Origin of the sequence: Oceanisphaera sp. W20_SRM_FM3, from assembly GCF_052119705.1 — a bacterium.
GTDB lineage: Bacteria > Pseudomonadota > Gammaproteobacteria > Enterobacterales > Aeromonadaceae > Oceanimonas.
Genome location: NZ_JBGQOP010000001.1, coordinates 220,389 through 243,517 on the forward strand (window position 1 = coordinate 220,389; position 23,129 = coordinate 243,517).

The window sequence follows — 23,129 nt, forward strand, 5'->3', positions numbered from 1 at the left end:
ACAAACCGCTTTATGCTAAATAGCCCTTTACCTTTGACCTAGGTTCTCTATAATTCGCTTCGTATTGCAGGGGTGTAGTTCCAATTGGTAGAACGGCGGTCTCCAAAACCGACGGCTGGGGGTTCGAGTCCCTCCACCCCTGCCAAATTTAGTAAAAAGCCAGCCTAACAGCTGGCTTTTTGCATTCTAGAGTATTGGGAGTACTGATGACGCCGACCCAATCACAACTGTGGCAGTTTTTAGGCTTGCCACACTGGCAGTGCGCCCACCCAGAGCGACTGCCCTTGGCTCCCGTGCCAGTCGCGCCTCCCATTGAGGTGCTGCTGGTGTTGGGTAACGGTGCTACGCCGTCTGCGCGCTTTATCGCCGACTTATTAACGGCGCTGTCTTTAACTTCCAGTCAATTATACACCTTGAGCCAAGCGGACTGGCTTAGCACAGATAAGCCTAGTGCCCGTGTGCTGCTCGGTCTCAATGTGGATGGCGAGCTCGATGCCTTTCATTGGCAGGCCAGCTTTCCCTTATCTGCCCCACAAAAACGCGCCTTATGGAGCTGCTTATGTCGCTGTTATTTAGAGCATTAACCCCAGCTGACTTGGATGCTATGCAGGCGCTGGAGCAGGCGGCGCACAGCCACCCATGGACGCGAGAAACCTTGGCCAGCAGCTTTGGTCAGCGCTACTTTACTGGCTCGCTTTGGTCAGACGTGTCGGCCACAGAGCCAGCGCCTAAACCAGCGCCTAAACCAGCACTTAAGCCAGCACTTAAATCAGAGCCTACCTTAGTGGGCTACTTTATTGCCGATGGCGTGCTAGATGAAAGCACCTTGATGAATATTTGTGTGGCGCCTGTCGCCCAAGGCAAAGGTCTTGGCCGGCAACTGCTGGAATATTATTTGGCGGCGTGCGCCGAACGCGGTATTACTCAGCATTGGCTTGAAGTGCGCGCTTCAAATCTCAAGGCGCAAGCCTTGTACCTGTCGGCAGATTATCAAGAATACAGCCAGCGCCATGACTATTACCCCACGGCCACCGGCTGGGAAGATGCGGTATTAATGGCATTTAAGGTGTACGACTAGCCGCTTGTTTCTATACTTAGTATTCACTCTCTTTCAAGGATGAAAGTATGGGCGCTTTATTGATGACGCGGCTGCGCAGCAGCCTAGGTACCCTTCAATATTTATTTCAGTTAGTGATTGGTCGCTTAAGTCTACCTAAGGCCGCCTTTATAGGTAGCCTGATCTGGCTTCTGCTTTGGGTCTTTCTTTGGCCCGCGCTGGCACAGGCAGAAAGCTATCGTTATCGCGATGCCAATGGCATGACTCACTACATGGATAATCAGCGTTTTAGTGTTAAGCCTTTGCCTGCCAGCGGCCAAGAGCAAGCACTTAATCGCGATGGTGTATTAGTGCGCGTGTTAGAGCAGGCCGATGGGCACTTCTTAATCGCACTCAATCGACTCGATACGCCCGTCACCTTAAACCTACAATTTTCTCGCACCCATAATCTAGCGATTGCTCCGCACCTACAGCAGCCTGTATTGCTGCCGGCGAAAACCGAAACCTTAATGGGTAAGCTTACGCCTAACCAAGCCGGCGATTGGCGTTATCAATATAACTTCGGCTATCAATATGGTGCAGAGTTGGGGCCGTTAGCTAAAAACCATGTTGCAGAAATAGAGGTGAACACGCCTCACAAGTCCACATACTTTCCTCCATCAACGACGCCCAGCCGGCAAAATTCCGCATCAAATCTGACCTACAGAGGCACCACTCAAGCCCACAGTTACCAAGGGCGCGTGCACGATCTCGCCTCGCCAGTGATAGGTCCTTATCGCATCGCCCAAGGCTTTAATGGTGCCTTTAGCCACAATAAAACGGCTAACCGCTATGCCCTTGATATTGCCTTGCCCGTGGGTACGCCTTTATATGCTAGCCGAACTGGTGTGGTGGTGGCCGCGGTGGATTCGCATGTGGGCGGCGGATTAGAGTCGCAATATAGAGGCAAAGCCAATCACCTTAGGGTGCGCCATAGCGATGGCAGCATGACCTTATATGTGCATTTACAAACCGGATCTTTGCGCGTCGCTAAAGGTGATCAGGTGCGAATGGGCCAACCGATAGCCGCCTCTGGCAATACCGGTTATAGCTCTGGGCCGCATCTACATTTGGCGTTGCAAGTGAATAACTCAGGAATAAACGAGTCCATTCCTTTTACCTTGCAAGGTAACCAGCCGCTGGCCGGCATCTGGATCACAGGCACGTCTTGGGGCGATGAATAAGTGGGCCATAGGCCGCTATAAGCTTAAAGCTATAAGCGGTAAGTTAAAGATTAAGATCGCCATCCATCAGCAGTGCCCACAAAGCTGGCAGAGATGCACAACGCAGATCCGCGTCGCCTAAAAAAGTTGCATTATGAGGCCGTCTGTCGCCTGATACTGTTTTTTTTAACGTAACAGTAAGCAGTGACAGGATATAAAGATGGCAGAGGTAATGAGTGAGGTAAGATCCAATTCGCGCAGCATAAGCCACTATATGCAGGTGTTGGGTCCGGGAATTTTGGGGGCGGCGGCGGCCATCGGCGGCTCGCATTTGGTGGCGTCCACGCAAGCCGGCGCCATTTACGGCTGGCAGCTAGTGGGCCTGATCTTATTAGTGAACCTGCTGAAATACCCATTTTTTCAAATAGGTGCCCGCTACACTATGGCGGCCGATGAAACCTTAATTCAAGGTTACGATCGCATTGGTCGCGGCTACCTGTATCTCTTTACTGCACTTAATCTGATTGCGGCCGTGATCAGTGCCGCCGGCGTGGCCATGCTTTGTGGCAGTATCTTAGGTTTATTTATCGGCGACAGCTTAAGCGTGACTCAACTGAGCATGATAGTGCTGGCCGGCTCCTTGGTGTTTTTGCTCACCGGCCATTACAAGACGCTGGATCGGGTAACAAAATGGATTATTGTTGGCCTCGCGATAGCGACCGTAACCGCCGTCTGTATTGCGCTCAATAAAGGCGCCGTGGCGCCGCCGGATTTTGTGGCTCCCAGCCCATGGAATTTAGCCTCGGTCGGCTTTTTAGTGGCCCTGATGGGCTGGATGCCAGCACCGATTGAGTTGTCGAGCTGGAACAGCGTTTGGTTGCGCCAGAAAAAAGCGCTGAATAAAAACTTGGATTATAAAGACGCCTTGGTCGATTTTAACGTCGGCTATTTCACCTCCACTTTACTGGCGTTGGCATTTGTCGCCTTGGGCGCCTTAGTGCTGCACGGCAGCGGTGTTACCTTGGCCACCTCGGGTATTGGCTTTGCGCATCAATTAGTGGATGTATATGCCAGTGTGATGGGCGAGTGGAGCCGTTGGTTGATCGCCATCATCGCCTTTCTGTGTATGTTTTCTACTACAGTCACAGTACTAGACGGCTACAGCCGTGCCCTCAGTGAGTGTTTCGTGCAGTTTGGCCAACCCCAAGGCAGTGGCCCTACGGGCACCGGCAGTCGTCATACCTATCCTTTGATGATTGGCATGGCCATTATTAGCGCGCTGATAATTATGTTTTTTAAAGGCGCACTGCTGGCCATGCTGGAATTCGCCATGATCTCGGCTTTTATCAGTGCGCTGGTGTTCGCTTGGTTAAATTACCGCTTGATGCACTTGCCTACTGTGCCAGAGCGTTATCGGTTAGGCATCGGCATGCGGGTGCTCAGCTGGCTGGGAATCTTATTTTTTGCCGGCTTTAATCTGCTGTTTGCTTATTGGTACCTGTTTGTAAAATAAGGCGAGCTTAACGTTATTTCGTTGATATTAAGCACAGGGCAAGTACAGAGTTTGCCCTGTGCTTTTTTATTGGCCGATCTTTATTGGTCACTGATGAACGCGGCCTTTACTAACAGACGCTTCTTTTGTGATCCCGCACGCTAAAACATCAGCCTATTGCCAAGCAATCAATGCTAACTTAGCGGGGTAGTCCGTTAATGAGTCCAATATAGAGCGCCTTGTGGTAGGTAATAAGGTGGTGAGTAATAAGTTGTCGAGTTAAGCGTGAGCTAAAGGCGGCGTGCGGCTCATTAACCGCAATGATGAAGATCGTTAAGTGGCAGTGACGGCAGCAGTAATAGCTGCGCTTGGGAAAGTGGGCAAGGAGCCAAGCTGTGGTAACAACATTAATTAGGGATTTAATATGTTAATCGCAATTCCAAAGGAAACCCTTAGTGGTGAGATGCGCGTCGCGGCCTCGCCTAAATCCGTTGACCAGCTCTGCAAGCTGGGCTTTGAGGTCAGCGTAGAGCAGGGTGCGGGTCATACCGCCAGTTTTGAAGACGCGGCTTATCAAGCGGCGGGCGCCACCTTAGTGACCGCCGCTCAAGCGTGGCAGGCGGACATTATTTACAAGGTGAATGCGCCAAACGCAGCCGAAATTGCCCAGCTGCAAGCGGGCACTACTTTAGTCAGCTTTATTTGGCCGGCGCAAAATCCTGAGCTGGTAGAACAGCTAAAAGAGAAAGGCATCACCGTACTGGCCATGGACATGGTGCCGCGTATTTCGCGCGCTCAGTCTTTGGACGCACTGTCGTCCATGGCTAATATCGCCGGCTATCGCGCCGTGATAGAAGCCGCCCATGAATTTGGCCGTTTCTTTACCGGTCAAATTACTGCAGCCGGCAAGGTGCCGCCCGCTAAAGTGTTGGTGATAGGCGCCGGTGTGGCCGGTCTTGCCGCCATAGGCGCGGCGGGATCACTGGGTGCTGTGGTGCGCGCCTTTGATACGCGCCCCGAAGTGAAAGAGCAAATTAATTCCATGGGGGGCGAGTTTTTAGAGTTGGAATATGAAGAAGACGCCAATTCTAGCGACGGCTATGCCAAGGAAATGAGCCAAGCCTTTATTGACGCCGAAATGGCGCTCTTTATGGCACAGGCCAAAGAAGTCGACATCATTATTACCACGGCGCTTATCCCGGGGCGTCCGGCACCTAAGTTGATTACCGCCGATATGGTGGCGGCCATGCAGCCAGGCTCGGTGATCGTGGATCTGGCGGCGCAAAATGGCGGCAACTGCGAGCTAACCCAACCCGGCGAGCTGTTTGTGAGTGATAATGGCGTCAAGATCATCGGCTATACGGATCTCAATGGCCGCCTGCCTACTCAGTCTTCCACCTTGTACGCCACCAACCTAGTGAACTTGGCCAAGTTGCTCAGCAAAGAAAAAGACGGCCAGATCAAGGTCGACTTCGATGATGTGGTGCTGCGTAACATGACGGTGGTAAAAGACGGCGAAGTGACCTTTCCGCCGCCGGCCATTAGTGTATCTGCGGCCCCGCAAGCCAAAGCTAAGGTGATTAGCCCAGCCGAGCGCGCGCCGAAAAAGCCAAGCAACATGAAATATTATGCACTTGGTGTGGGTGCCTTGTTATTTGCTTGGCTGGCGGCGGTGGCACCGGAAGAATTTCTCTCCCATTTCACGGTATTTATCTTGGCCTGTATCGTAGGTTACTACGTGGTGTGGAACGTATCTCACTCCTTGCATACGCCGTTAATGTCGGTCACTAACGCTATTTCCGGCATTATCGTGGTGGGTGCCTTATCGCAAATGGGCGGCGGCGGCTTGGTCAGTTTTCTGGCTTTCGTGGCCATATTAATCGCATCCGTTAACGTGTTTGGCGGTTTTACCGTTACCCACCGTATGCTGAAGATGTTTAGGAAGGGCTAATCAAATGTCACATGGATTTGTAACTGCATCATATATAGTGGCCGCCGTGCTCTTTATTATGAGCTTGGGTGGTTTATCGAAACAGGAATCGGCCAAGGCCGGTAACTGGTATGGCGTGGCCGGCATGGCGATTGCCTTGTTAGCTACCATCTTTAACCCAGACGTCACCGCTATTGGCTGGATTATTGTGGCCATGGCCATAGGCGCGGCCATTGGTATTCGCTTAGCGCTTAAGGTCGAGATGACCCAAATGCCGGAGCTGATAGCCATCTTGCACAGCTTCGTGGGTCTTGCGGCCATGTTAGTTGCCTTTAATACCTATATGGAGCATGAGCCCTTGTTTGGCGCCATGCTCAATATCCATAATATTGAGATTTTTCTGGGTGTCTTTATTGGTGCCGTGACCTTTACCGGCTCCATTGTGGCCTTTGGTAAGTTGCGCGGCTCCATTTCTTCTAAGGCGTTACAGCTGCCCCATCGTCATAAACTCAATCTCTTAGCGGTGGTGGTGTCAGCACTGCTGTTGATTTGGTTTGTACAGGCAGAAGGCTCTACCTTTTCCTTGTTGGTGATGACGCTGATTGCCTTGGCATTTGGCTGGCATTTGGTGGCCAGTATTGGTGGTGCCGATATGCCGGTGGTGATCTCCATGCTCAACTCCTATTCGGGTTGGGCGGCGGCGGCAGCAGGCTTTATGCTGTCTAACGACTTGCTGATTGTCACCGGTGCCTTGGTAGGCTCGAGTGGTGCCATTCTGTCTTACATCATGTGTCAGGCCATGAATCGCTCGTTTATTTCAGTGATTGCCGGCGGCTTTGGTGCAGATACAGTGGCAAGCCAAGGTGAAGAAGAAGAGGGCGAGTACACAGAAGTAAACGCAGAAGATGTGGCCGATATCTTGAAAAACTCTACCTCTGTGGTGATCACCCCAGGTTACGGCATGGCGGTGGCGCAGGCGCAATATCCGGTGGCTGAATTAGTCTCTAAGCTACAAGCGGCGGGTATCAAGGTACGCTTTGGTATTCATCCGGTGGCGGGGCGCTTGCCTGGTCACATGAACGTGCTATTGGCTGAAGCTAGAGTGTCTTACGATATTGTGCTGGAAATGGACGAAATTAATGCGGATTTCAGCGACACCGATACCGTGTTGGTAATAGGCGCCAACGATACCGTTAACCCCTCGGCGGCAGAAGATCCCACCAGCCCCATTGCGGGTATGCCGGTGCTAGAAGTGTGGAAAGCCCAGCAGGTGGTGGTGTTTAAACGCTCCATGAGTACCGGCTATGCGGGCGTGCAAAACCCACTGTTCTTTAAAGACAACAGCGTTATGTTGTTTGGTGATGCCAAAGACAGCGTGGATAAGATACTGAAAGCTTGGTAACAGATAACTTAAGCTTTAAAACAAAGAGCAGCTTGGCTGCTCTTTTTATTTTACTTCTTGATTCTTCGTTAGATAGAGTAAAAGTTAGATAGGGCAAGATTGGGGCGTATGTTGGTGTTCTTAGCGGTGCTGGGTATAATCCGTTTAACATTTTCTAACAATTAATTTAATCGCTATTTATTGGGTAGCTACCCATTGAATTTACTCATTTAATAGTTACTTATTGAATAGCTCACTAGCTAGCAGAGGATTTATGGAATATATATTTTTAGGCATAGCGCTGGTCATCTTATTTTGGGCGGTCACCGTCTATAACAAATTGGTGCAACAGATTGAAGCCGTGCATAACTCAGAAAAAGAGATTTCGGTGCAGTTAGACAGACGTGGCAAGGTGTTTGACAGCTTGATTGCCGCCGTTAATCGTTACCTAACCCATGAAAGTGAGGTATTTACCAAGGTGACGGCCTTACGCGCCCAAACGCTGGACCCTAATGCTTCCCCCGAAGCGGTGAAGCAGGCGCAAGATGAATTGTCTAAAGTGGTGAGCAGTGGCTCCATTAACATAGCGGTAGAAAGCTACCCTGAGCTTAAATCTGATCAAAATATGATGCAGCTGCAAGAAGAGATAGTGTCTACCGAGAACAAGTTATCGTTTGCCAAGAAAGCCTATAACAATGCTATCGAGCGCTATAACGTCACCAGAAACAGCTTTCCAAACTTGGTGGTCGCTAATATTTTTGCGGATTTACACCAAGATTTTGAATACTGGTCTTTAGATGAAGCCACCATTAAGACAGAAGAAGCTCGGCGCGTAGAGTTTTAATGACGTCATATTGTAAGTATAAGTTTAAGCGTAAGTTTAAATTTAATTTTAAGTAATAGCCCCGCAAGGGGCTTTTTAACGCTATTTTTTATTGACGGTGATCGACTATGGATTTTAGAGAGTCAATCAAGATTAATAACCGAAAAACTAAGCTGGTGGTGCTCAGCTATATCGCCATTATGCTAGTGGTGGGCTTGTTAGCGGACGTGGCTTTTCGGCCTGATGATAATGTCGGCTTGCTCTATAATCTGCAGTTGTATATCACCTTTACTGACATTCCTTATATTACCTTGGGTATTATGGTGTGCACCTTAGTCGGTATTTTTATTATCAGTAAGTTTGGCCATAAGATGATGTTGTCTGGCTCTCATTATCGAGAATTAGATCCCCAAGGCGTGCTGTCTGGCGAAGACAAGCAAGTGGTAAACATGGTCGAAGAAATGGCCATTAGCGCCAACCTAGGTTACATACCTCGAGTGTACATCATGGAAAGTGCGCAAATGAACGCCTTTGCCGCCGGCTGGAATGGTCATAACGCCTTAGTGGCCGTGACGTCGGGCTTGCTCGCTAAGCTAACGCGCAGTGAAGTGCAGGCCGTTATTGCGCATGAGGTGGGGCATATATTGCACGGTGATTCTAAGCTGACCTTATATGTGGGTATTTTAGCGAACGTTATCTTAACGCTGACTAATATCTTGGGGCGGCTATTTTTATTTTCCCGCAGCAAAAATAATAATGCTAACAAGGCCAAGCTGATCTTGATGGTATTAAACTTTGTACTGCCGATTATTACCCAAGTATTGTATTTTTATTTATCGCGCAGCCGAGAATACATGGCAGATGCGGCAGCGGTGCAGCTTACCGGTGACAATCAAGCCATGATTTCGGCGTTACAGAAAATTTCTGGCGATTATGATCAGCCTAAAGAGGAGCAAGAAGAGTATGAGTCGTTTACCGAGAAGTATCGCGCGGCGGCTTATATTTTCAGTAAAGGCGACTCTATTTTTTCTACCCATCCGTCGATTGAGAATAGGCTGAAAAAATTGCGCGGAGAATAGAGGCGTTCAGTCTTTTCAGTCTTGAGAGCAAAAAAAGTGACACTCGAAGGCGAGTGTCACTGGCTGTGCAATCAATTAGCTTGGCCAAATACAGGGAAAAACTTAGTGCAACTTAGGCTATAAAATGAATAGCTATAAAGTGAATAGTTATAGATTTAATAACTAGAAAGTTAAGCGCTATAAAAATGACAGACTTATTAAGCTTAGTTACCGCGATAGGTAGAGAAGCCGTACGGGCTCAGCAACAGCGGAATGTGGTAATGCTCTACGCTGGCATCTGCCGAGAAGATAACCGGTACTTCAGGGAAGAAGGTGGCAGTGTCATGCTTTTTAAACCAATCACCCGTTTCAAAGGTCACACGATACACGCCTTGCTCTAACTTCTTACCTTCTGGATACAAAGCAGGAATACGACCTTGTTCGTTGGTCATGCCCGTATTGAGCTTGGTCCAGTTATCACCATTTTGTTGCTCTAACACCACTTCCACACCTGGCGAAGGCAAGCCATTTTCTAAATTAAGTACGTGTACGCTTAACGGATTATCTGCCGCCATGGCGAAGTTTGCTGTGGTTGCTAACAAGGTGCCAGCCATCAAATATGCTAATTTTTTCATTTTATATCCTCATTAGGGTGTAAGTGCGAAAGGGCAACTGTTAAGCGCATCTTTCGGCATTGGTTTTCGGTATTGGTATGTATGTTCGCTGTTTGTCTGTAGCCATAATGCCTGTGACTTGCTATCAAATCCATTACCCTTAGATTACAAAGTTGTCATCTGGTCTCGCTGTGTTACTAGGCCATCAATAACAGTGTTAAAGTGCAGTCATTAGCTTACACAAGCAGGCAAAAGTTAAGGGTAACCCATGAAAATTCTGATCGTCGAAGACGAAGCTAAAATTGCAGATTATCTAAAGAAAGGTTTTAGCGAGTCTGGTTATTCGGTGGAGGTGGCCAGCGACGGCCGTGAAGGCGAATATCTGATTAATGAGGGCCAGTTTGATTTGATTATTCTCGACATCATGCTGCCCGGCCTTAATGGCTGGCAATTATTGGAAATTATTCGTCGCACCTCTAGCACGCCGGTGATTTTTTTGACTGCGCGAGATGCGGTAGAAGACAAGGTGCGCGGGCTAGAGCAGGGCGCCGATGATTATCTGGCCAAGCCCTTTTCCTTTGCCGAGCTGCTGGCGCGCTCACGCAAATTATTACAAAGAGCGCCGCTGCGGGAAATCACCCTCTATCAGTTGGCAGACTTGCAGTTAGAGCCGTTAAGCCGTCGCGTAACGCGTGCCGGTCAGCGCATCGAGCTGACCAATAAAGAGTTTACCTTGCTGCAATTGCTGCTTAGTCACGAAGGCGAGGTGATGACCCGCACTTATATTGCCTCTCAGGTGTGGCATATGAACTTTGACAGCGACACCAATGTGGTGGACGTGGCCATACGCCGACTGCGCGCCAAGATAGATGACGGCTTTGAGCTTAAATTAATTCATACCATGCGCGGCATGGGCTATGTGTGTGAGCAGCGTTCGTGAGTCGCTGGCGCAATTCGCTTAGCTTTAGGCTGGCATTGATGTTTGCTTTGGTAAGTACTTGCTTACTGGGTGGCATAGGTTTTTATTTGAATTACTCGCTACAGCGGGAATTAGCATGGCGTGACGACCAAAGTTTGCTGGGGCGACTTGAGCATATTCAAGCACTATTAGGCGAAAGCCAGAGCGTCACTGAGCTGCAAAGTCGGCCGCAACTGTATGCCAATATGCTGGGTAATCAAGATAGCCTGCTGTGGGTATTAGATGGCGAGGGTAAGGCGCTGATCAGCGTCAATCCCAGCCAGCTGCCCTTGCCTCGTTTAAGCGAAAGCCACGAGGCGCAATTGGGTTTTGATGCCCAACAACAGGCACGCTTAGCCTGGCGTTATACCGAGCTCGATGGACAAAGCTTATTGTTAATTGCCGGCAAACTGCTGGCGCCACGCGAACAAATGCTGACCGCCTATCGCTTAAAGTTATTAATTACCTTAGCGGTGGGTGCCTTGCTGGCTTTTGCGCTGGGTGCCGTGGTGAGCCGCCGCGGTTTGCAACCGGTGCGCACCTTGGCACGCCAAGCTGAGTCGATTGATGTGCGGCGTTTGCATTTGCGCTTAGCGCAGGCAGATTTGCCTGAGGAATTACAGGGTTTAGCCCACAGCCTTAATCAGATGCTGGCGCGCTTAGAGGTGGGTTTTGGCCAGTTGTCGCGCTTTTCGGAAGATCTCGCCCATGAAATTCGCACCCCGCTAAGCAATTTAATGGGCCAAACCGAGCACACCTTACGTAAAGAGCGGCCCTTGAGCGAATATGAAGTCTTGCTGGGCTCCCATCAAGAAGAATACGAGCGCTTGTCACGCATGGTTGACAGTATGCTGTTTTTAGCCAGAACCGAGCAGCCGCAAGCCTCTATTCAGCAAACGTGGGTCGATTTAAACGAGCTAATCGAACAACTTTGTGAGTACTTTGAGGGCATGGCCGAAGAGGCGGACATGGCGCTGCTCAATGAAGTAGGCTTGTTCAATAAAGGCGCAGAGGCTAAGCGAACGCTCACTTCTGAGCGGGTGTTGGAGCCTGTAAAAGTGTGGGCCGATGAAGACTTATTGCGCCGTGCACTCGCCAATCTGTTGAGTAATGCGCTGCGTTACGGTGCCAAGGGCCAGCCGATCCGCATTAGCTGTGCTCAGCAAAACCAGCAGCTAGTGATACAAGTCAGTAATCAAGGAATTGTGATTGAGCCTTCGCAGCTTGCGCTGTTATTTGAACGCTTTTATCGGTGTGATCCCTCGCGCGCTAATCGTGGTCAAACCGGTGGCTTAGGCTTGTCGATCGTGCGCTCTATTATGCAATTGCATCAAGGCGAAGTGCGTGTAGAAAGCGACGCCCAAAGCACCCGCTTTATGCTGGCTTTTCCTAGCGAACCAGTCTGATCTGCTGATCAAGCGGCAGATAATCCATACTAATCACGCAATTAATGCGGCATAAGTGGGCGGCCATCTTGCATAGCCATCTTGCAACTGTGCCGTACTTCACTTAACTTTTAAGGCTTTATCTCGACTCATATTTTAATGTAAGGCCTTGCATGAACAGCTGGCGTAACACCTTTTCGCTGACCCTGCCGGTGATGATGGGTTATTTACCTTTGGGCGCCGTGTTTGGCGTGCTTTGGGTCGATGCCGAACTCACTTGGTACTGGGCACCTTTGATGAGCATCTTAGTCTATGCCGGCGCGCTGCAATATTTGGCGGTGGGCATGCTGGCGGCGGGCATCGGCTGGCTGGACTTAGCCGTCGCTTCGTTATTGGTGAATTTTCGCCATCTTTTCTATGGTTTGTCGCTTTATCATCTGTTGCCGAAAGGGCGACTGGGCCGACCCTATTTTATATTCGGCATCACAGATGAAACCTACTCCTTACTGAGCGCTTCCGGTCACGTTAAAGACAGTAAAACCGCCCTGCAAATCGTCGCGCTCAATCAGGGCTATTGGATAATCGGCACTCTCATTGGCATGGTGCTGGCGCGCGGCCTACCGCCCGGTTTACAAGGCTTAGACTTCGCCTTAACCGCGCTGTTTACCGTGTTAGCGGTCGAGCAAATTCGCGCTAAAAAAGACTGGGGGGCGGTATTGCTTGGGCTAGTCGCGGCGGCCGTAGCGGGCTTTTGGGTCAGTGAGTACTTCTTATTGACCGCCTCAGTTATGCTGGTATTAGTGTTACTGGCGTGGCCGGCATCCAGCAAGGAAGCCGCGAACCAAGCCGGTGAGGGCGCGCTATGAGTGAACTGGATTATTTAATCGCCGCCCTTATTATGGCGGCCGTCACCTTTGGTCTGCGGGCCTTTCCTTTTGTGGCCCGCGGTTTTATTGCCCACCATAAACGCATTCAAATTTTAGGCCGTCGTTTACCGGTGGCCATGATGGTGCTGCTAACGTTATACGCCATGAATGTGCATAACTGGAGCCAGCCCAGCGATGGCTACGCACAGTTGCTTGCCGTGGCTGTGGTGGCCATCTTGCAACTGTGGCGTGGCCAAGCCTTGCTCAGCATCTTAAGCGGCACTCTGGTCTATATGACGCTAGTCAACGCTTGGTTGGTTTAAGTGCGTGAGTGGTGAATTTATTCGCTACCTGTTATTTGCCTGACCATTAAACCTAGCCCCGCTCAGTGCGGGGTTTTTGTTTCTTATAAAACATTCAGCATTTGCCACGCTGACATGCGCTATAATTCATTCCCATTTATTTCGGATAGGATCTGTCATGACTTCTTTTACTGCTTGGTCGCGTTTGCGCGCCGCTTGTTTAACTGTGTTGTGCTTAGCCGGCAGTGCCGCAGCTCAGGCAGAGACCTTCGTGTTTACCGCCATCCCCGACCAAGATGAGCGCCACCTCACCGAGCGTTTCGGCAAAATAGCCGACTACCTGAGTGAAAAGCTTGGGGTGGACGTGAAATATTTGCCTGTTAAAAGCTATCCTGCGGCGGTGAGCGCTTTTCGTAATGACCAAGTGCAGCTGGCGTGGTTTGGTGGCTTAACGGGCGTGCAAGCCCGTGAGTTGGTGCCCAATAGTGAGGCCATAGCGCAGGGTAAAGAAGATACCGAATTTGTAAGCTATATCATTGCTAACACCAGTACCGGTCTAGAAAAAAGTGAGCAATTACCTGCAGAGTTGGCCGGAAAACGCTTCACCTTTGGTGATAAGGGTTCAACCTCTGGTCGCCTAATGCCGGAATTTTTCTTGCGTGAGCATTATGGCAAGTCGCCCGATGAGTTGTTCTCGCGCGTCGGTTTCTCCGGCGATCATAATCGTACCTTGAGCTTGGTGCAGTCTGGCGCCTTCGAAGTGGGTGCGCTCAATTATGCGGTGTGGGATGCAGAAGTAGCCCAGGGCAACGTAGACGCCAGTAAGGTGAAAGTGATTTGGGCCTCGCCTAGCTACCCAGATTATCAATGGACCATACGCGGTGATGTTGATGCCCGTTTTGGTGCAGGCTTTAAAGACCAGGTACAAAAAGCCTTGTTAGCGATGACGGATCCCACCTTGCTGGCCGCGTTTCCGCGTGCTGGTTTCGTGCCCGCCACCAACCAAGACTATACACCCATTCGCGATACCGCCGTGGCCATTGGTTTAATGGATGCCGAGTGAGTACTAGTTGCCCGATCGCTAGCTCAGCTTCAAGCCTAAGCCAACCGCTGTTTCGTTTGCAGCAGCACAATATTGGCTACGGAGGCAAAACGGTACTGCATGAGCTGACGCTGGCTATTCAGCCCGGCGAGCGGGTGGCTTTGCTGGGTAAATCGGGTAGCGGCAAGAGTACCTTGCTGCGCCAATTACGTGCCCAGCGTGCTGAGCAAGTGGCGTGGTGCCCCCAACAACCCGGGCTGGTGCCCATGTTGTCGGCTTTTCATAATATTTATATGGGCCGGCTGAGCAGTGAGCCGTTCTGGTATAACCTCGCCAATTTAGTGCGCCCCCAAGCTAAACCTAAGGCAGAGATTGCCGAGCTGGCAGCTAGCTTAGGCTTAAGCGAACAGCTCTGGCAACCCGTAGAGCGGCTATCGGGTGGTCAGCAGAGTCGGGTTAGCTTGGGGCGAGCCTTATATCAGCAAAGGCCCATCTTTATGGGCGATGAGCCGGTATCGGCCTTGGATGAACGCCAAGCAGATGCGCTGCTACAGCTATTAGGCGCACGTCATCACACCTTAGTGCTGGCGCTGCATAATCTTGAGCAAGCGCTCAGCCATTGCACTCGTATTATTGGCCTAGCCGATGGTCGCGTGCTGCTGGACGCACCGGCTGATAGCTTGACGAGCGCCGAGCTCGACACCTTATACCTTAACTTTTGATGCTTAACTCTTGAAGCCTGCGACTGGCCCCACTCGTGCCATGCTCAACACCAGCTTGCTGTTTGTGTTGCTGGCGCTGTTTTGCCTGCCGTGGGCCGACTTATCCATTCAAGCCTTCGATCCTTGGCAAGAGCTGGCGCGCTTAGGTGCAGGCCTAGCGCAGCCCAGCTTACCCAGTTGGCACACCTTGGGCACGGCTTTGGCTAATACCTTGGCGTTTGCCCTGCAAGGCGTGGCCTTGGGTGCAGTGGGTGGCTTGTTGTTGGCCGCAGGTTACAGACAGGCGGGCATTCGACGTTTGGCGGCGGGTTTGCGTGCCGTGCATGAGTTATTTTGGGCCTTGCTGTTTATTCAGCTGCTCGGCATAGCGCCCCTGACCGGCGTATTAGCCATAGCGCTGCCTTATGCGGGTACCTTTGCCAAGGTCTTTGGCGAGCTATTTGAAGAGGCAGACTCGGCGCCGGAGCAAGCGCTAGGGACGGATTTAGACACGAAAAACAAGCTTGATTGGTGTACTCGGCTTTGCTACGTGCAACTGCCGTTATGCTGGCGACCCATGGTCAGCTACTTTGGTTATCGGTTGGAATGCGGCATTAGAAGCTCGGCGGTGTTGGGTTTTATTGGTTTGCCCACTTTGGGTTACCACCTCGAGTCTTTGTTGCGCCAAGGTTATTACGCGGAAGCCGCCAGCTTTTTTTATGCGCTTGTGCTAGTGATTGCCACCTTAAAGTGGTGGTTGCGGCCGCGATTATTGCTGGTGTATTTAGGCGCCGCCTTGTGGTGGTTGCCGCCGCAAGCCAGCCTAAACTGGGCGCTGACGGTACGCTTTTTTACTCAAGACATTATTCCGGCGCCGCTGCGCCAAGGTAATAGGGCCGAGCTGTGGCCTTTGTTACAAGAGCTTATTAGCCAGCAAATACTGCCGGGGTTAGTGAATACGCTGGTGTTGTCAATGTTGGCATTAATCGTGATGGGGCTGTTAGCGTTGGTGTGGTTTCCTAGTGTGTCGCGCCGTTTTGGTAACGGCGCCACGCGTGTGGGTAGCCATTGGGGTTTAGTGCTGATGCGGGCCTTGCCGGAATATTTGCTGGCTTTTATTGGCACCTTGTTCTTGGGGCCGAGCATGTTACCGGCCATCGCCGCCTTGGGGCTGCATAATGGCGCCATAGTGGCCCATTTGCTGGGTCTGCAGCTTAATACCTTAACCTTTCGTGAAGATGCTCCTCGCGGCTTAAACCTGTACTTCTTTGAGGTGCTGCCGCGCCTGTATCGGCCCTTTATGGCTTACAGCCTGTACCGCTTTGAGAATATAGTGCGTGAAACCGCCATCCTCGGCATGTTGGGCATTCCTACCTTGGGCTTTTTTATCGACTCGGCGTTCAGTGAGTTTCGCCTCGACCGCGCCGTGGTGCTGTTGTTGGTGTGTGCAGGATTAAACATCATAGTGGATGCGCTGGCCAGAAGACTAAGGCGCAGTTTGCATTTGGCGGGAGGTCAATCCATGGCGCCAAGCTCTCAGCTATCAACCACTCATCCTCAAACATAAAAAAAAACACCAAACCTCAGGTTTGGTGTTTTTTTTTATGAGCCAGGCCGAGCGCGTGATATTCAATACTCGGCGCTGATGGGCTTTATTGCTCTGCTTACAACACCAAGCCGCCGTCTATCTTCAGCACTTGCCCGGTAATGTAGCGGGCGCGATCACTGGCTAAAAACAGCACGCCATCGGCGATGTCTTGGGGCTCGCCTAAGGCACCCAAGGGAATGCGTGCCGCCATCTTTTGCAGCACGGCTTCCGGTACCGCTTGGGTCATTTCGGTATTAATAAAGCCGGGTGCAATGCAGTTAGCGCGAATTTGTGCGCCGCCGTGAACCAGCTCTTTAGCCCAGCCTTTGGTCATGGCGATAATGCCGCCTTTGCTGGCCGCGTAGTTGGTCTGGCCAATGTTACCGTCTGTGCCCACCACAGATGAAATGCTCACTATGCTGGCTTTGGCTTGCGCCTTGATCAGAGGCAGCATGGCTTGGGTCATTAAAAACACCCCTTTTAAATTGACGTCTATCACCTGATCCCACTGGGCTTCGGTCATCTTGCCGAGCAGGGCGTCACGAGTAATGCCGGCGTTATTTACCAACACATCGAGCCGGCCTTGCTCGTCCATAATGCGCTGGCGCAAGGTGTCGAGTGCTGCTGAGTCACACACATTCAGTGTAATGGCGGTGATATTGGGGTGATCGCCAATCCAGCTTTCTGCCGGGGCCATATTGATGTCACAGGCATAAATACGCTTTGCACCCGCGTTAGCCAGCGTTTCACTGATGGTACGGCCCAAACCTCTGGCGGCACCGGTGACCACACAAATTTTTTCCTGCATATCGTAATAAGTCGTCATCATCGTCATCCAATTAAAGTGAAAGGACGGCCTATGACGACCGTGCTAGATTAGATTGTACCTCTATTTTTGCATTGCATTGTTACTATAATCTTAAATAATCGTAATTCAGAACAAGGAATCATGTATTTTTTATTCGATAAATAGCCAATTATTTTTGCTTTGCGTTATCGGCGGTGAATGCCGATGTGCATGCTTATACCAATCTAAGTAAAGAAATGATCTGTATCTACAGAGACTAAAACTACCGTAGGCAGTCTCTGCAAGATTCAGTGCTTTGTCTTTTACTTACTGCTTCCTAGAGGGCTAGAACCAAGAACTTTTTTGCCACGCCTTTTTGTTTACGAGAAGCACGGAACGCACGGAAGCAGTTCACGTGCGACAAGGGCCTAAGAGCTATTTATTGTAAGAGCTCCCTTCGCTCAGGATGTGCTTTGGGCTTATCACTCACCCATTAGGCTTTATCCTGGCTTGGCCTTTTCAGATTTAATCACTATTTTTCCGTGTTCTTCTGTGGGTTCCGTGGCGAAAGGCTTTGATCAGTTAATTTTACAGGTTGGTATTAGACGATAGGCAAGAAAAGAGGATGAAGAACGAACACAGGTTGGAGTTTTCAGGCTAGAAACGCGTCGAAAATGAAAAGCAGGGACGTTAAAAACAACAAGGCCCGCACTGGGCGGGCCTTGTTAATCAGGTGCAACTTAATGGTGCGAATAAGTTATTACTTACCGTTCCAAGCTGCAATCAGTGCACGTTCTTCAGCTGTCATGTGCGTAATGTTACCTAACGGCATGTAGTTGTTAGCAACTACTTGCTTAAGGTGCGCCGCTTGCAGCAGAATTTCTTTTTGTGAATCCAACACTATACCCAGTGGCGGAGCAGAGAAGCCCAGTTTACCGTCTGGTGCTACTGCATGGCACTGCACACAACGGTTGTTCATCACTTCTTCTACTTGCGCTAAGGTCACTTCACCGCTTGCAGCAGCGGGTGCTTCTTCTTCTGTAGTCGCGTTAGCGGCCACGTCAGCAGTTGCTTCTTCAGTTGCAGCAGCAGGCGCTTCAACTTGTGCAGCAGGTGCGCTGGCTTGTGCAACCTGAGGTGCAGGTAATGAACCTACCCAGCCTGCAACAATAATCAGTATCACACCGGCAATAGGATAGCCTGGGCGGATTTCACCGCGATGCATCAATACGAAATACTGACGAATCAAGGCACCAGCGAAGATGAACAACACCATGATCACCCAGGACAAGTGGTGACTAAAGGTGAACGAGTAGTGGTTGCTCAACATCAGCAGCACTACTGGCAGCGTGAAGTAAGTGTTGTGTACTGAACGCTGTTTGCCACGCAAACCGTCGATTGGGTTTGGCTTGTTACCGGCTTTCATGGCGTTAACCATGCGGCGCTGGCCTGGGATGATCCAGAAGAACACGTTGGCAGACATGGCGGTCGCCATTACGGCACCGGTCAGCAAGAAGGCGGCACGGCCAGAGAAGATGTGCGTGCTTAAATAAGCAACCACAACCATCATCACGGCAACGGCAACACTCAAGATGCCATCACGAGTCATGTTAGGGCTAATGCGCTTACATAATTCGTTATAGACAACCCAACCCAACAGCAAGAATGCCAGTGCCGCTATGTTGGCTTGAGTGCCAGTCATGTTAGCGGCCCATTCCCACGGGCTGTTACGGTTAACTAAATAAAAGCTGGGCTTGGTCAGGTACAACAGGGTGAACAAACCAAAACCAGACAACCAAGTGGTGTAGGCCTTCCAGAATGACCAGTGCAGGTCTTCTGGCAGATCTTCTGGGCTGCTTGCATACTTTTGGTTGTGGTAGAAACCACCGCCGTGTACGGCCCACATTTCACCGAATACGCCTTTCTTCTTACAAGCTTCGCCTTTTGGCGGCTTAAGACCGTTATCAAGCATAACGAAGTAGATTGACTCACCCAGCCACGCAATGGCGGCGATGACGTGTAGCCATCTGATCAATAAGTTACCAAAATCCAGCAGATACGCTTCCATGGTCTTACCTTCTCTGTTTCAAATTTATTAGTTAGGACCCTAGCGCATCGAAACAGGTGCCCAGCTTAAAAGCTGAGGGCTGAGACCACATGCGCTGCCTTTGTGTGTGCAAATTGTGTACTTTTGAATTTCAAAATGTTGACAATTTGTGTGTAGATTTTTTTCAATTACGTGATGAATGTCAATGTCATTTAATCATTAAATTTTACAAAAATAGTTGCAATTTTTAAATTGACACGAAATTGTTATATGAAATCTTTATTTATCAAAGACTTACGTTTTTGTCTTGTTAGTCAGTAACAAACACAACTAACGAGATAAAAAAACAATCAGCTAACATTCAGCGGCGACATCATATCGGATCTTGTGAACAAATGAGCAGATATTTTTCAAAAAATGTATCTTAAATGCTAAATAGTTGCTGTGAGTTACTCTCATTTAAAAATACTATGATATATATCATGCACTTGCGTCAGTTCTTGGTCGTATCAGTCGACGTTGCTGGCGTGCTCTGAACTTGAAACTGGCGTACTCTGGCCGCTAATAAAGCATGCAAAGGCGCCGTTAAAAACTCAGGACAGAGCCGATTGAGAACATGGCTGACACTTTCTAACGTCGACAGTGCTTGGCCACCTGGTCCCTTACGAATGGCATAACCACTCTTTGGAGCCTGACTAAAAGTCAGCTTAGGCAAGTCCATTAGCCAAGGATTAAGGTGTAACAACAGCCGTGTTTTACGCCAAGTACCATCTAGCACAATAAGACCGCCGATCTGTTTTTTTGCTTGCAGATTTTTTTCTTGAACGCTTTTTGACTGCGTATTTTCTGAAAATATAGCCCTTAACTGTTTGCTGCAGAGTTTATCCAAATCTACAGCGTTCGCGTCTGGGTAAAGCAGCCACCAGTCTCCCGCTTTTAACGCAGTCGGCGGCGTGAGCTGTTCGCCCACCTCAATACCAATGTTGGGCAGACCCAGCCGTAGCAAGGGCACTGTGCTCTTGGCGTGTTTTGCTTCTAATGGATGCTGATAAATAATTATCGGCATTGGGCAGGGCTGAGGGTGCACATGAGCACACAAGCAGGTGGCGTGTGGCAGCTGACAAGCACAACAATAAACGCGAGACATTTTGTTAATTCAACCTTTAACTTAATCAATAAAGCCTTCCTTATGATAACCACAAGGCCGGCGTGATGGCAGTAAAGGCGGTGGCGTGGCATTTTTATACCAAACAGATTAAATAGGAGATCTATTTTCTTGCTCTATAAAGGTCGGACAAAGAGTCTCCACCGACACGCTGCAAGCACATCCATTTGACGCTCAGCACATGACATCCTTGTCATGTGCTGGTCGGTGGTGGAGGTCCCTTTATCCTCCTTGATGCTACGGAGTTAGCTGGTCGTGTTGCCTACAGGCAACTCCGTGCTTGGGAAGAGGCAGTATAGAGCGGCTCCCACGACCGTGAAATGACATGGACGGCATTTTCCGAGTCCTCAGGGATGAGTTCATGGCGTGTCGTGGGAGGTGACTGTGGTGCCTTCGGTATTCAGGCTCAAAGGTGATCTGCTTTTTACTGTAATTGGTATTAGCTGCGTGGGTTTAGTGCTTGGCGTAACGCTGTTTCAACGCTCTTTCAACGCTCTTTCCAAGGCTCTCCTTAACTCTTGATTGAGGAATTGCCCCAGATCGGAGACAATAGCCGCCGTTTTATTCGTCGCTCCTTGAGTTGGCGCCTGTAAGGGCGTTTGACTCCTTCATCAAAGTAGAAGAAATCCGACCATGTCAGCACCGTCATTCTTGCAGGAAGTCGCCAAGCGCCGCACCTTTGCCATCATCTCTCACCCGGATGCGGGTAAGACCACCATCACCGAAAAGGTGCTGTTGCACGGGCACGCGATTAAAATCGCCGGTACCGTTAAAGGCCGTGGCTCCAACCAGCATGCTAAGTCTGACTGGATGGAAATGGAAAAAGAGCGGGGCATTTCGGTTACCACCTCAGTGATGCAGTTTCCCTACAATGACTGTTTGATCAACCTGCTCGATACCCCAGGTCACGAAGACTTCTCGGAAGATACTTACCGCACGCTCACCGCAGTGGACTCCTGCCTGATGGTGATTGATGGCGGTAAAGGCGTGGAAGACAGAACGCGTAAACTGATGGAAGTCACGCGTTTACGTACCACGCCCATTATCACTTTTGTCAACAAGCTGGACCGCGATATCCGCGACCCCATGGAGTTGCTTGATGAAGTGGAAAATGAGCTCAATATCATGTGTGCACCCATTACTTGGCCCATTGGCAGCGGCAAGTGGTTTAAGGGCGTGTATCACCTGAAAAACGATGAAATTACCCTTTATCAGCCGGGTATGGGGCATGCGATCCAAGAGGTGCGCGTGATCAAAGGCTTGGATAATCCGGCATTAGCGGAAATTTTAGATGCGAAAGAGCTTGCCGACTTGCGCGAAGAGCTGGAATTGGTGATAGGTGCCTCTAACGAGTTTGATCACGAATTGTTCTTATCCGGTGAACTGACACCTGTCTATTTTGGTACCGCACTGGGTAACTTTGGTGTGGATCACGTGCTGGATGGCTTTAGCAAGTGGGCACCGGCACCGCAGCCGCGCACTACCCATGAGCGTGAAGTTGAGGCTGGCGAAGATAAGTTTTCAGGCTTTGTGTTTAAAATTCAAGCCAACATGGATCCGCGTCATCGCGACCGTATCGCCTTTATGCGTATTGTGTCTGGTACCTATAACCAAGGCATGAAGATGAAGCATGTACGCATCAATAAAACCATCAGCATTTCCGATGCGGTGACCTTTATGGCAGGCGATCGTGAGCGCGCTGAAGAGGCGGTAGCTGGCGATATTATCGGCCTGCATAACCACGGCACTATTCAAATTGGTGATACCTTTACCCAAGGTGAGGATCTTAAATTCTCCGGTATTCCTAACTTTGCGCCAGAGTTATTCCGCCGTATTCGTCTGCGTGATCCGCTTAAGCAAAAGCAGCTGCTGAAAGGCTTAGTGCAGTTATCGGAAGAGGGCGCGGTGCAGTTATTCCGGCCATTAGATAACAACGACTTGATCGTGGGTGCGGTCGGTGTGCTGCAGTTTGATGTGGTGGTGTCGCGCTTAAAGTCGGAATATAACGTGGATGCGCTTTATGAGTCTGTTAACGTTTCTACCGCGCGTTGGGTATATTGTAACGATGCCAAGAAGCTGGATGAGTTTCAAAACAAGGTATCACAAAACCTCGCCCTAGATGGCGGCGATAACCTGACTTACATAGCGCCAACGCATGTGAACTTAAACTTGGCGCAAGAGCGCTACCCCAAGATCGAGTTCAGCAAGACTCGCGAGCACTAAATACTGATATTGAGTGATTGAACAACAACGCCGGCCTAGCCGGCGTTGTTGTTTTTGGTGAGAGATGTGAAGGGTAAAGAGTGATGGGAACAAACCAACACTAAAGCTAAGATTTGTTTGCCACGGAAGAACACGGAAAAATTAAGCTGAGATAAGATTTAAAAGTATTACCTGATTACGTATGAACCTCAGCCATTATGCTGCCTTATTTAGGTTTTTGTCGCTGCCACTTGTTTATAAACAGAAGGTTTCGGCAGGCCAGCTTTGCTGGCAATTTTTAAATAAAAACATAAAATCGTGGCGAAGTCCTCTTCGCCGAAGAGACGGCCACCTAGGTTGTAACCCATTGAATCTATTGATGCTGAAGTCACTGAAACGGTCTGCGTGGTTTTTGTAGTCGTCACTTTTTTAAATAGAGCGCTTCGGCGGTCCTGCGAAGCGGTGGTTTTAAATTATGGCTTACAGCTTTTATCTCTATTTTTCCGTGTGCTTCCGTGGATTCAGTGGC

Annotated in this window: 20 protein-coding genes and 1 tRNA gene; 17 read left to right on the top strand and 4 right to left on the bottom strand. The window is 49.9% G+C overall.

All coding sequences use genetic code 11. From position 1 onward, the window contains the following. The first annotated feature begins 68 nt into the window (after positions 1–68). The 9 genes from ACEN2G_RS01000 (at position 69) to htpX (ending at position 8,964) form a co-directional block, all read left to right on the top strand. A tRNA-Trp gene (locus ACEN2G_RS01000) sits at positions 69–145 on the top strand. A 61-nt stretch (positions 146–206) separates the two neighbouring features. Next, positions 207–584, top strand: a complete 378-nt coding sequence (locus tag ACEN2G_RS01005) for a DNA polymerase III subunit psi (protein WP_442019590.1) — start codon at positions 207–209, stop codon at positions 582–584. Next, positions 560–1,078, top strand: coding sequence for a ribosomal protein S18-alanine N-acetyltransferase (gene rimI, locus ACEN2G_RS01010; protein ID WP_442019591.1), 519 nt, complete (start codon positions 560–562; stop codon positions 1,076–1,078). Before ACEN2G_RS01005 ends, rimI begins: the two co-directional genes overlap by 25 nt. A 47-nt stretch (positions 1,079–1,125) precedes the next feature. Further along, positions 1,126–2,280, top strand: a complete 1,155-nt coding sequence (locus ACEN2G_RS01015; RefSeq protein WP_442019592.1) for a peptidoglycan DD-metalloendopeptidase family protein — start codon at positions 1,126–1,128, stop codon at positions 2,278–2,280. A gap of 199 nt (positions 2,281–2,479) precedes the next feature. Then, positions 2,480–3,772 (top strand): Nramp family divalent metal transporter, encoded by a 1,293-nt coding sequence (locus tag ACEN2G_RS01020; RefSeq protein ID WP_442019593.1) that lies wholly within the window; start codon positions 2,480–2,482, stop codon positions 3,770–3,772. Positions 3,773–4,175: 403 nt separating this feature from the next. Beyond that, the gene (locus tag ACEN2G_RS01025; protein ID WP_442019594.1) at positions 4,176–5,702 is read left to right on the top strand and encodes a Re/Si-specific NAD(P)(+) transhydrogenase subunit alpha; all 1,527 of its coding nucleotides are present in this window, start codon (positions 4,176–4,178) and stop codon (positions 5,700–5,702) included. Between the two features lie 4 nt (positions 5,703–5,706). Beyond that, positions 5,707–7,083 carry a Re/Si-specific NAD(P)(+) transhydrogenase subunit beta gene (pntB, locus tag ACEN2G_RS01030; RefSeq protein ID WP_442019595.1) on the top strand — a complete coding sequence of 459 codons (1,377 nt, stop codon included), beginning with the start codon at positions 5,707–5,709 and terminating at the stop codon, positions 7,081–7,083. 253 nt (positions 7,084–7,336) lie between these two features. After that, positions 7,337–7,906, top strand: coding sequence for a LemA family protein (locus ACEN2G_RS01035; protein ID WP_442019596.1), 570 nt, complete (start codon positions 7,337–7,339; stop codon positions 7,904–7,906). 107 nt (positions 7,907–8,013) lie between these two features. Continuing rightward, positions 8,014–8,964: a zinc metalloprotease HtpX gene (htpX, locus tag ACEN2G_RS01040; RefSeq protein ID WP_442019597.1), complete on the top strand. Its 951-nt coding sequence runs from the start codon at positions 8,014–8,016 to the stop codon at positions 8,962–8,964. A 203-nt stretch (positions 8,965–9,167) separates the two neighbouring features. On the opposite strand, the gene uraH is transcribed toward htpX, so the two are convergent. Next, a complete protein-coding gene (gene uraH, locus ACEN2G_RS01045; protein ID WP_442019598.1) occupies positions 9,168–9,578 on the bottom strand; it encodes a hydroxyisourate hydrolase in 411 nt (136 codons plus the stop codon). Between the two features lie 247 nt (positions 9,579–9,825). Here uraH and ACEN2G_RS01050 point away from each other — a divergent pair, with 247 nt between their 5' ends. The 7 genes from ACEN2G_RS01050 to ACEN2G_RS01080 all read left to right on the top strand — a co-directional run bounded on the left by ACEN2G_RS01050 (position 9,826) and on the right by ACEN2G_RS01080 (position 16,378). Continuing rightward, positions 9,826–10,497, top strand: coding sequence for a heavy metal response regulator transcription factor (locus tag ACEN2G_RS01050; RefSeq protein WP_442019599.1), 672 nt, complete (start codon positions 9,826–9,828; stop codon positions 10,495–10,497). After that, the gene (locus tag ACEN2G_RS01055) at positions 10,494–11,921 is read left to right on the top strand and encodes a heavy metal sensor histidine kinase (RefSeq protein WP_442019600.1); all 1,428 of its coding nucleotides are present in this window, start codon (positions 10,494–10,496) and stop codon (positions 11,919–11,921) included. Before ACEN2G_RS01050 ends, ACEN2G_RS01055 begins: the two co-directional genes overlap by 4 nt. A 152-nt stretch (positions 11,922–12,073) precedes the next feature. Beyond that, positions 12,074–12,766 (top strand): AzlC family ABC transporter permease, encoded by a 693-nt coding sequence (locus ACEN2G_RS01060; protein ID WP_442019601.1) that lies wholly within the window; start codon positions 12,074–12,076, stop codon positions 12,764–12,766. Continuing rightward, positions 12,763–13,089 carry a branched-chain amino acid transporter permease gene (locus ACEN2G_RS01065; protein ID WP_442019602.1) on the top strand — a complete coding sequence of 109 codons (327 nt, stop codon included), beginning with the start codon at positions 12,763–12,765 and terminating at the stop codon, positions 13,087–13,089. Before ACEN2G_RS01060 ends, ACEN2G_RS01065 begins: the two co-directional genes overlap by 4 nt. Positions 13,090–13,246: 157 nt before the next feature. Continuing rightward, positions 13,247–14,131: a putative selenate ABC transporter substrate-binding protein gene (locus ACEN2G_RS01070; protein WP_442019603.1), complete on the top strand. Its 885-nt coding sequence runs from the start codon at positions 13,247–13,249 to the stop codon at positions 14,129–14,131. Beyond that, entirely contained in the window at positions 14,128–14,832 is a 705-nt protein-coding gene (locus ACEN2G_RS01075; RefSeq protein WP_442019604.1) for an ATP-binding cassette domain-containing protein, read from the top strand. Before ACEN2G_RS01070 ends, ACEN2G_RS01075 begins: the two co-directional genes overlap by 4 nt. Before the next feature lie 10 nt (positions 14,833–14,842). After that, positions 14,843–16,378, top strand: coding sequence for a PhnE/PtxC family ABC transporter permease (locus tag ACEN2G_RS01080; RefSeq protein ID WP_442019605.1), 1,536 nt, complete (start codon positions 14,843–14,845; stop codon positions 16,376–16,378). Between the two features lie 97 nt (positions 16,379–16,475). Here the strand turns inward: ACEN2G_RS01080 and fabG are convergent, their stop codons facing one another. The 3 genes from fabG to ACEN2G_RS01095 all read right to left on the bottom strand — a co-directional run bounded on the left by fabG (position 16,476) and on the right by ACEN2G_RS01095 (position 20,380). Then, the gene (fabG, locus tag ACEN2G_RS01085; RefSeq protein WP_442019606.1) at positions 16,476–17,228 is read right to left on the bottom strand and encodes a 3-oxoacyl-ACP reductase FabG; all 753 of its coding nucleotides are present in this window, start codon (positions 17,226–17,228) and stop codon (positions 16,476–16,478) included. Positions 17,229–17,946: 718 nt separating this feature from the next. Next, positions 17,947–19,254, bottom strand: a complete 1,308-nt coding sequence (locus ACEN2G_RS01090) for a urate hydroxylase PuuD (RefSeq protein ID WP_442019607.1) — start codon at positions 19,252–19,254, stop codon at positions 17,947–17,949. A gap of 472 nt (positions 19,255–19,726) precedes the next feature. Then, a complete protein-coding gene (locus tag ACEN2G_RS01095; RefSeq protein WP_442019608.1) occupies positions 19,727–20,380 on the bottom strand; it encodes a tRNA-uridine aminocarboxypropyltransferase in 654 nt (217 codons plus the stop codon). A gap of 651 nt (positions 20,381–21,031) precedes the next feature. Here ACEN2G_RS01095 and prfC point away from each other — a divergent pair. Beyond that, the gene (gene prfC, locus ACEN2G_RS01100) at positions 21,032–22,621 is read left to right on the top strand and encodes a peptide chain release factor 3 (protein WP_442019609.1); all 1,590 of its coding nucleotides are present in this window, start codon (positions 21,032–21,034) and stop codon (positions 22,619–22,621) included. Positions 22,622–23,129: the final 508 nt, after the last annotated feature.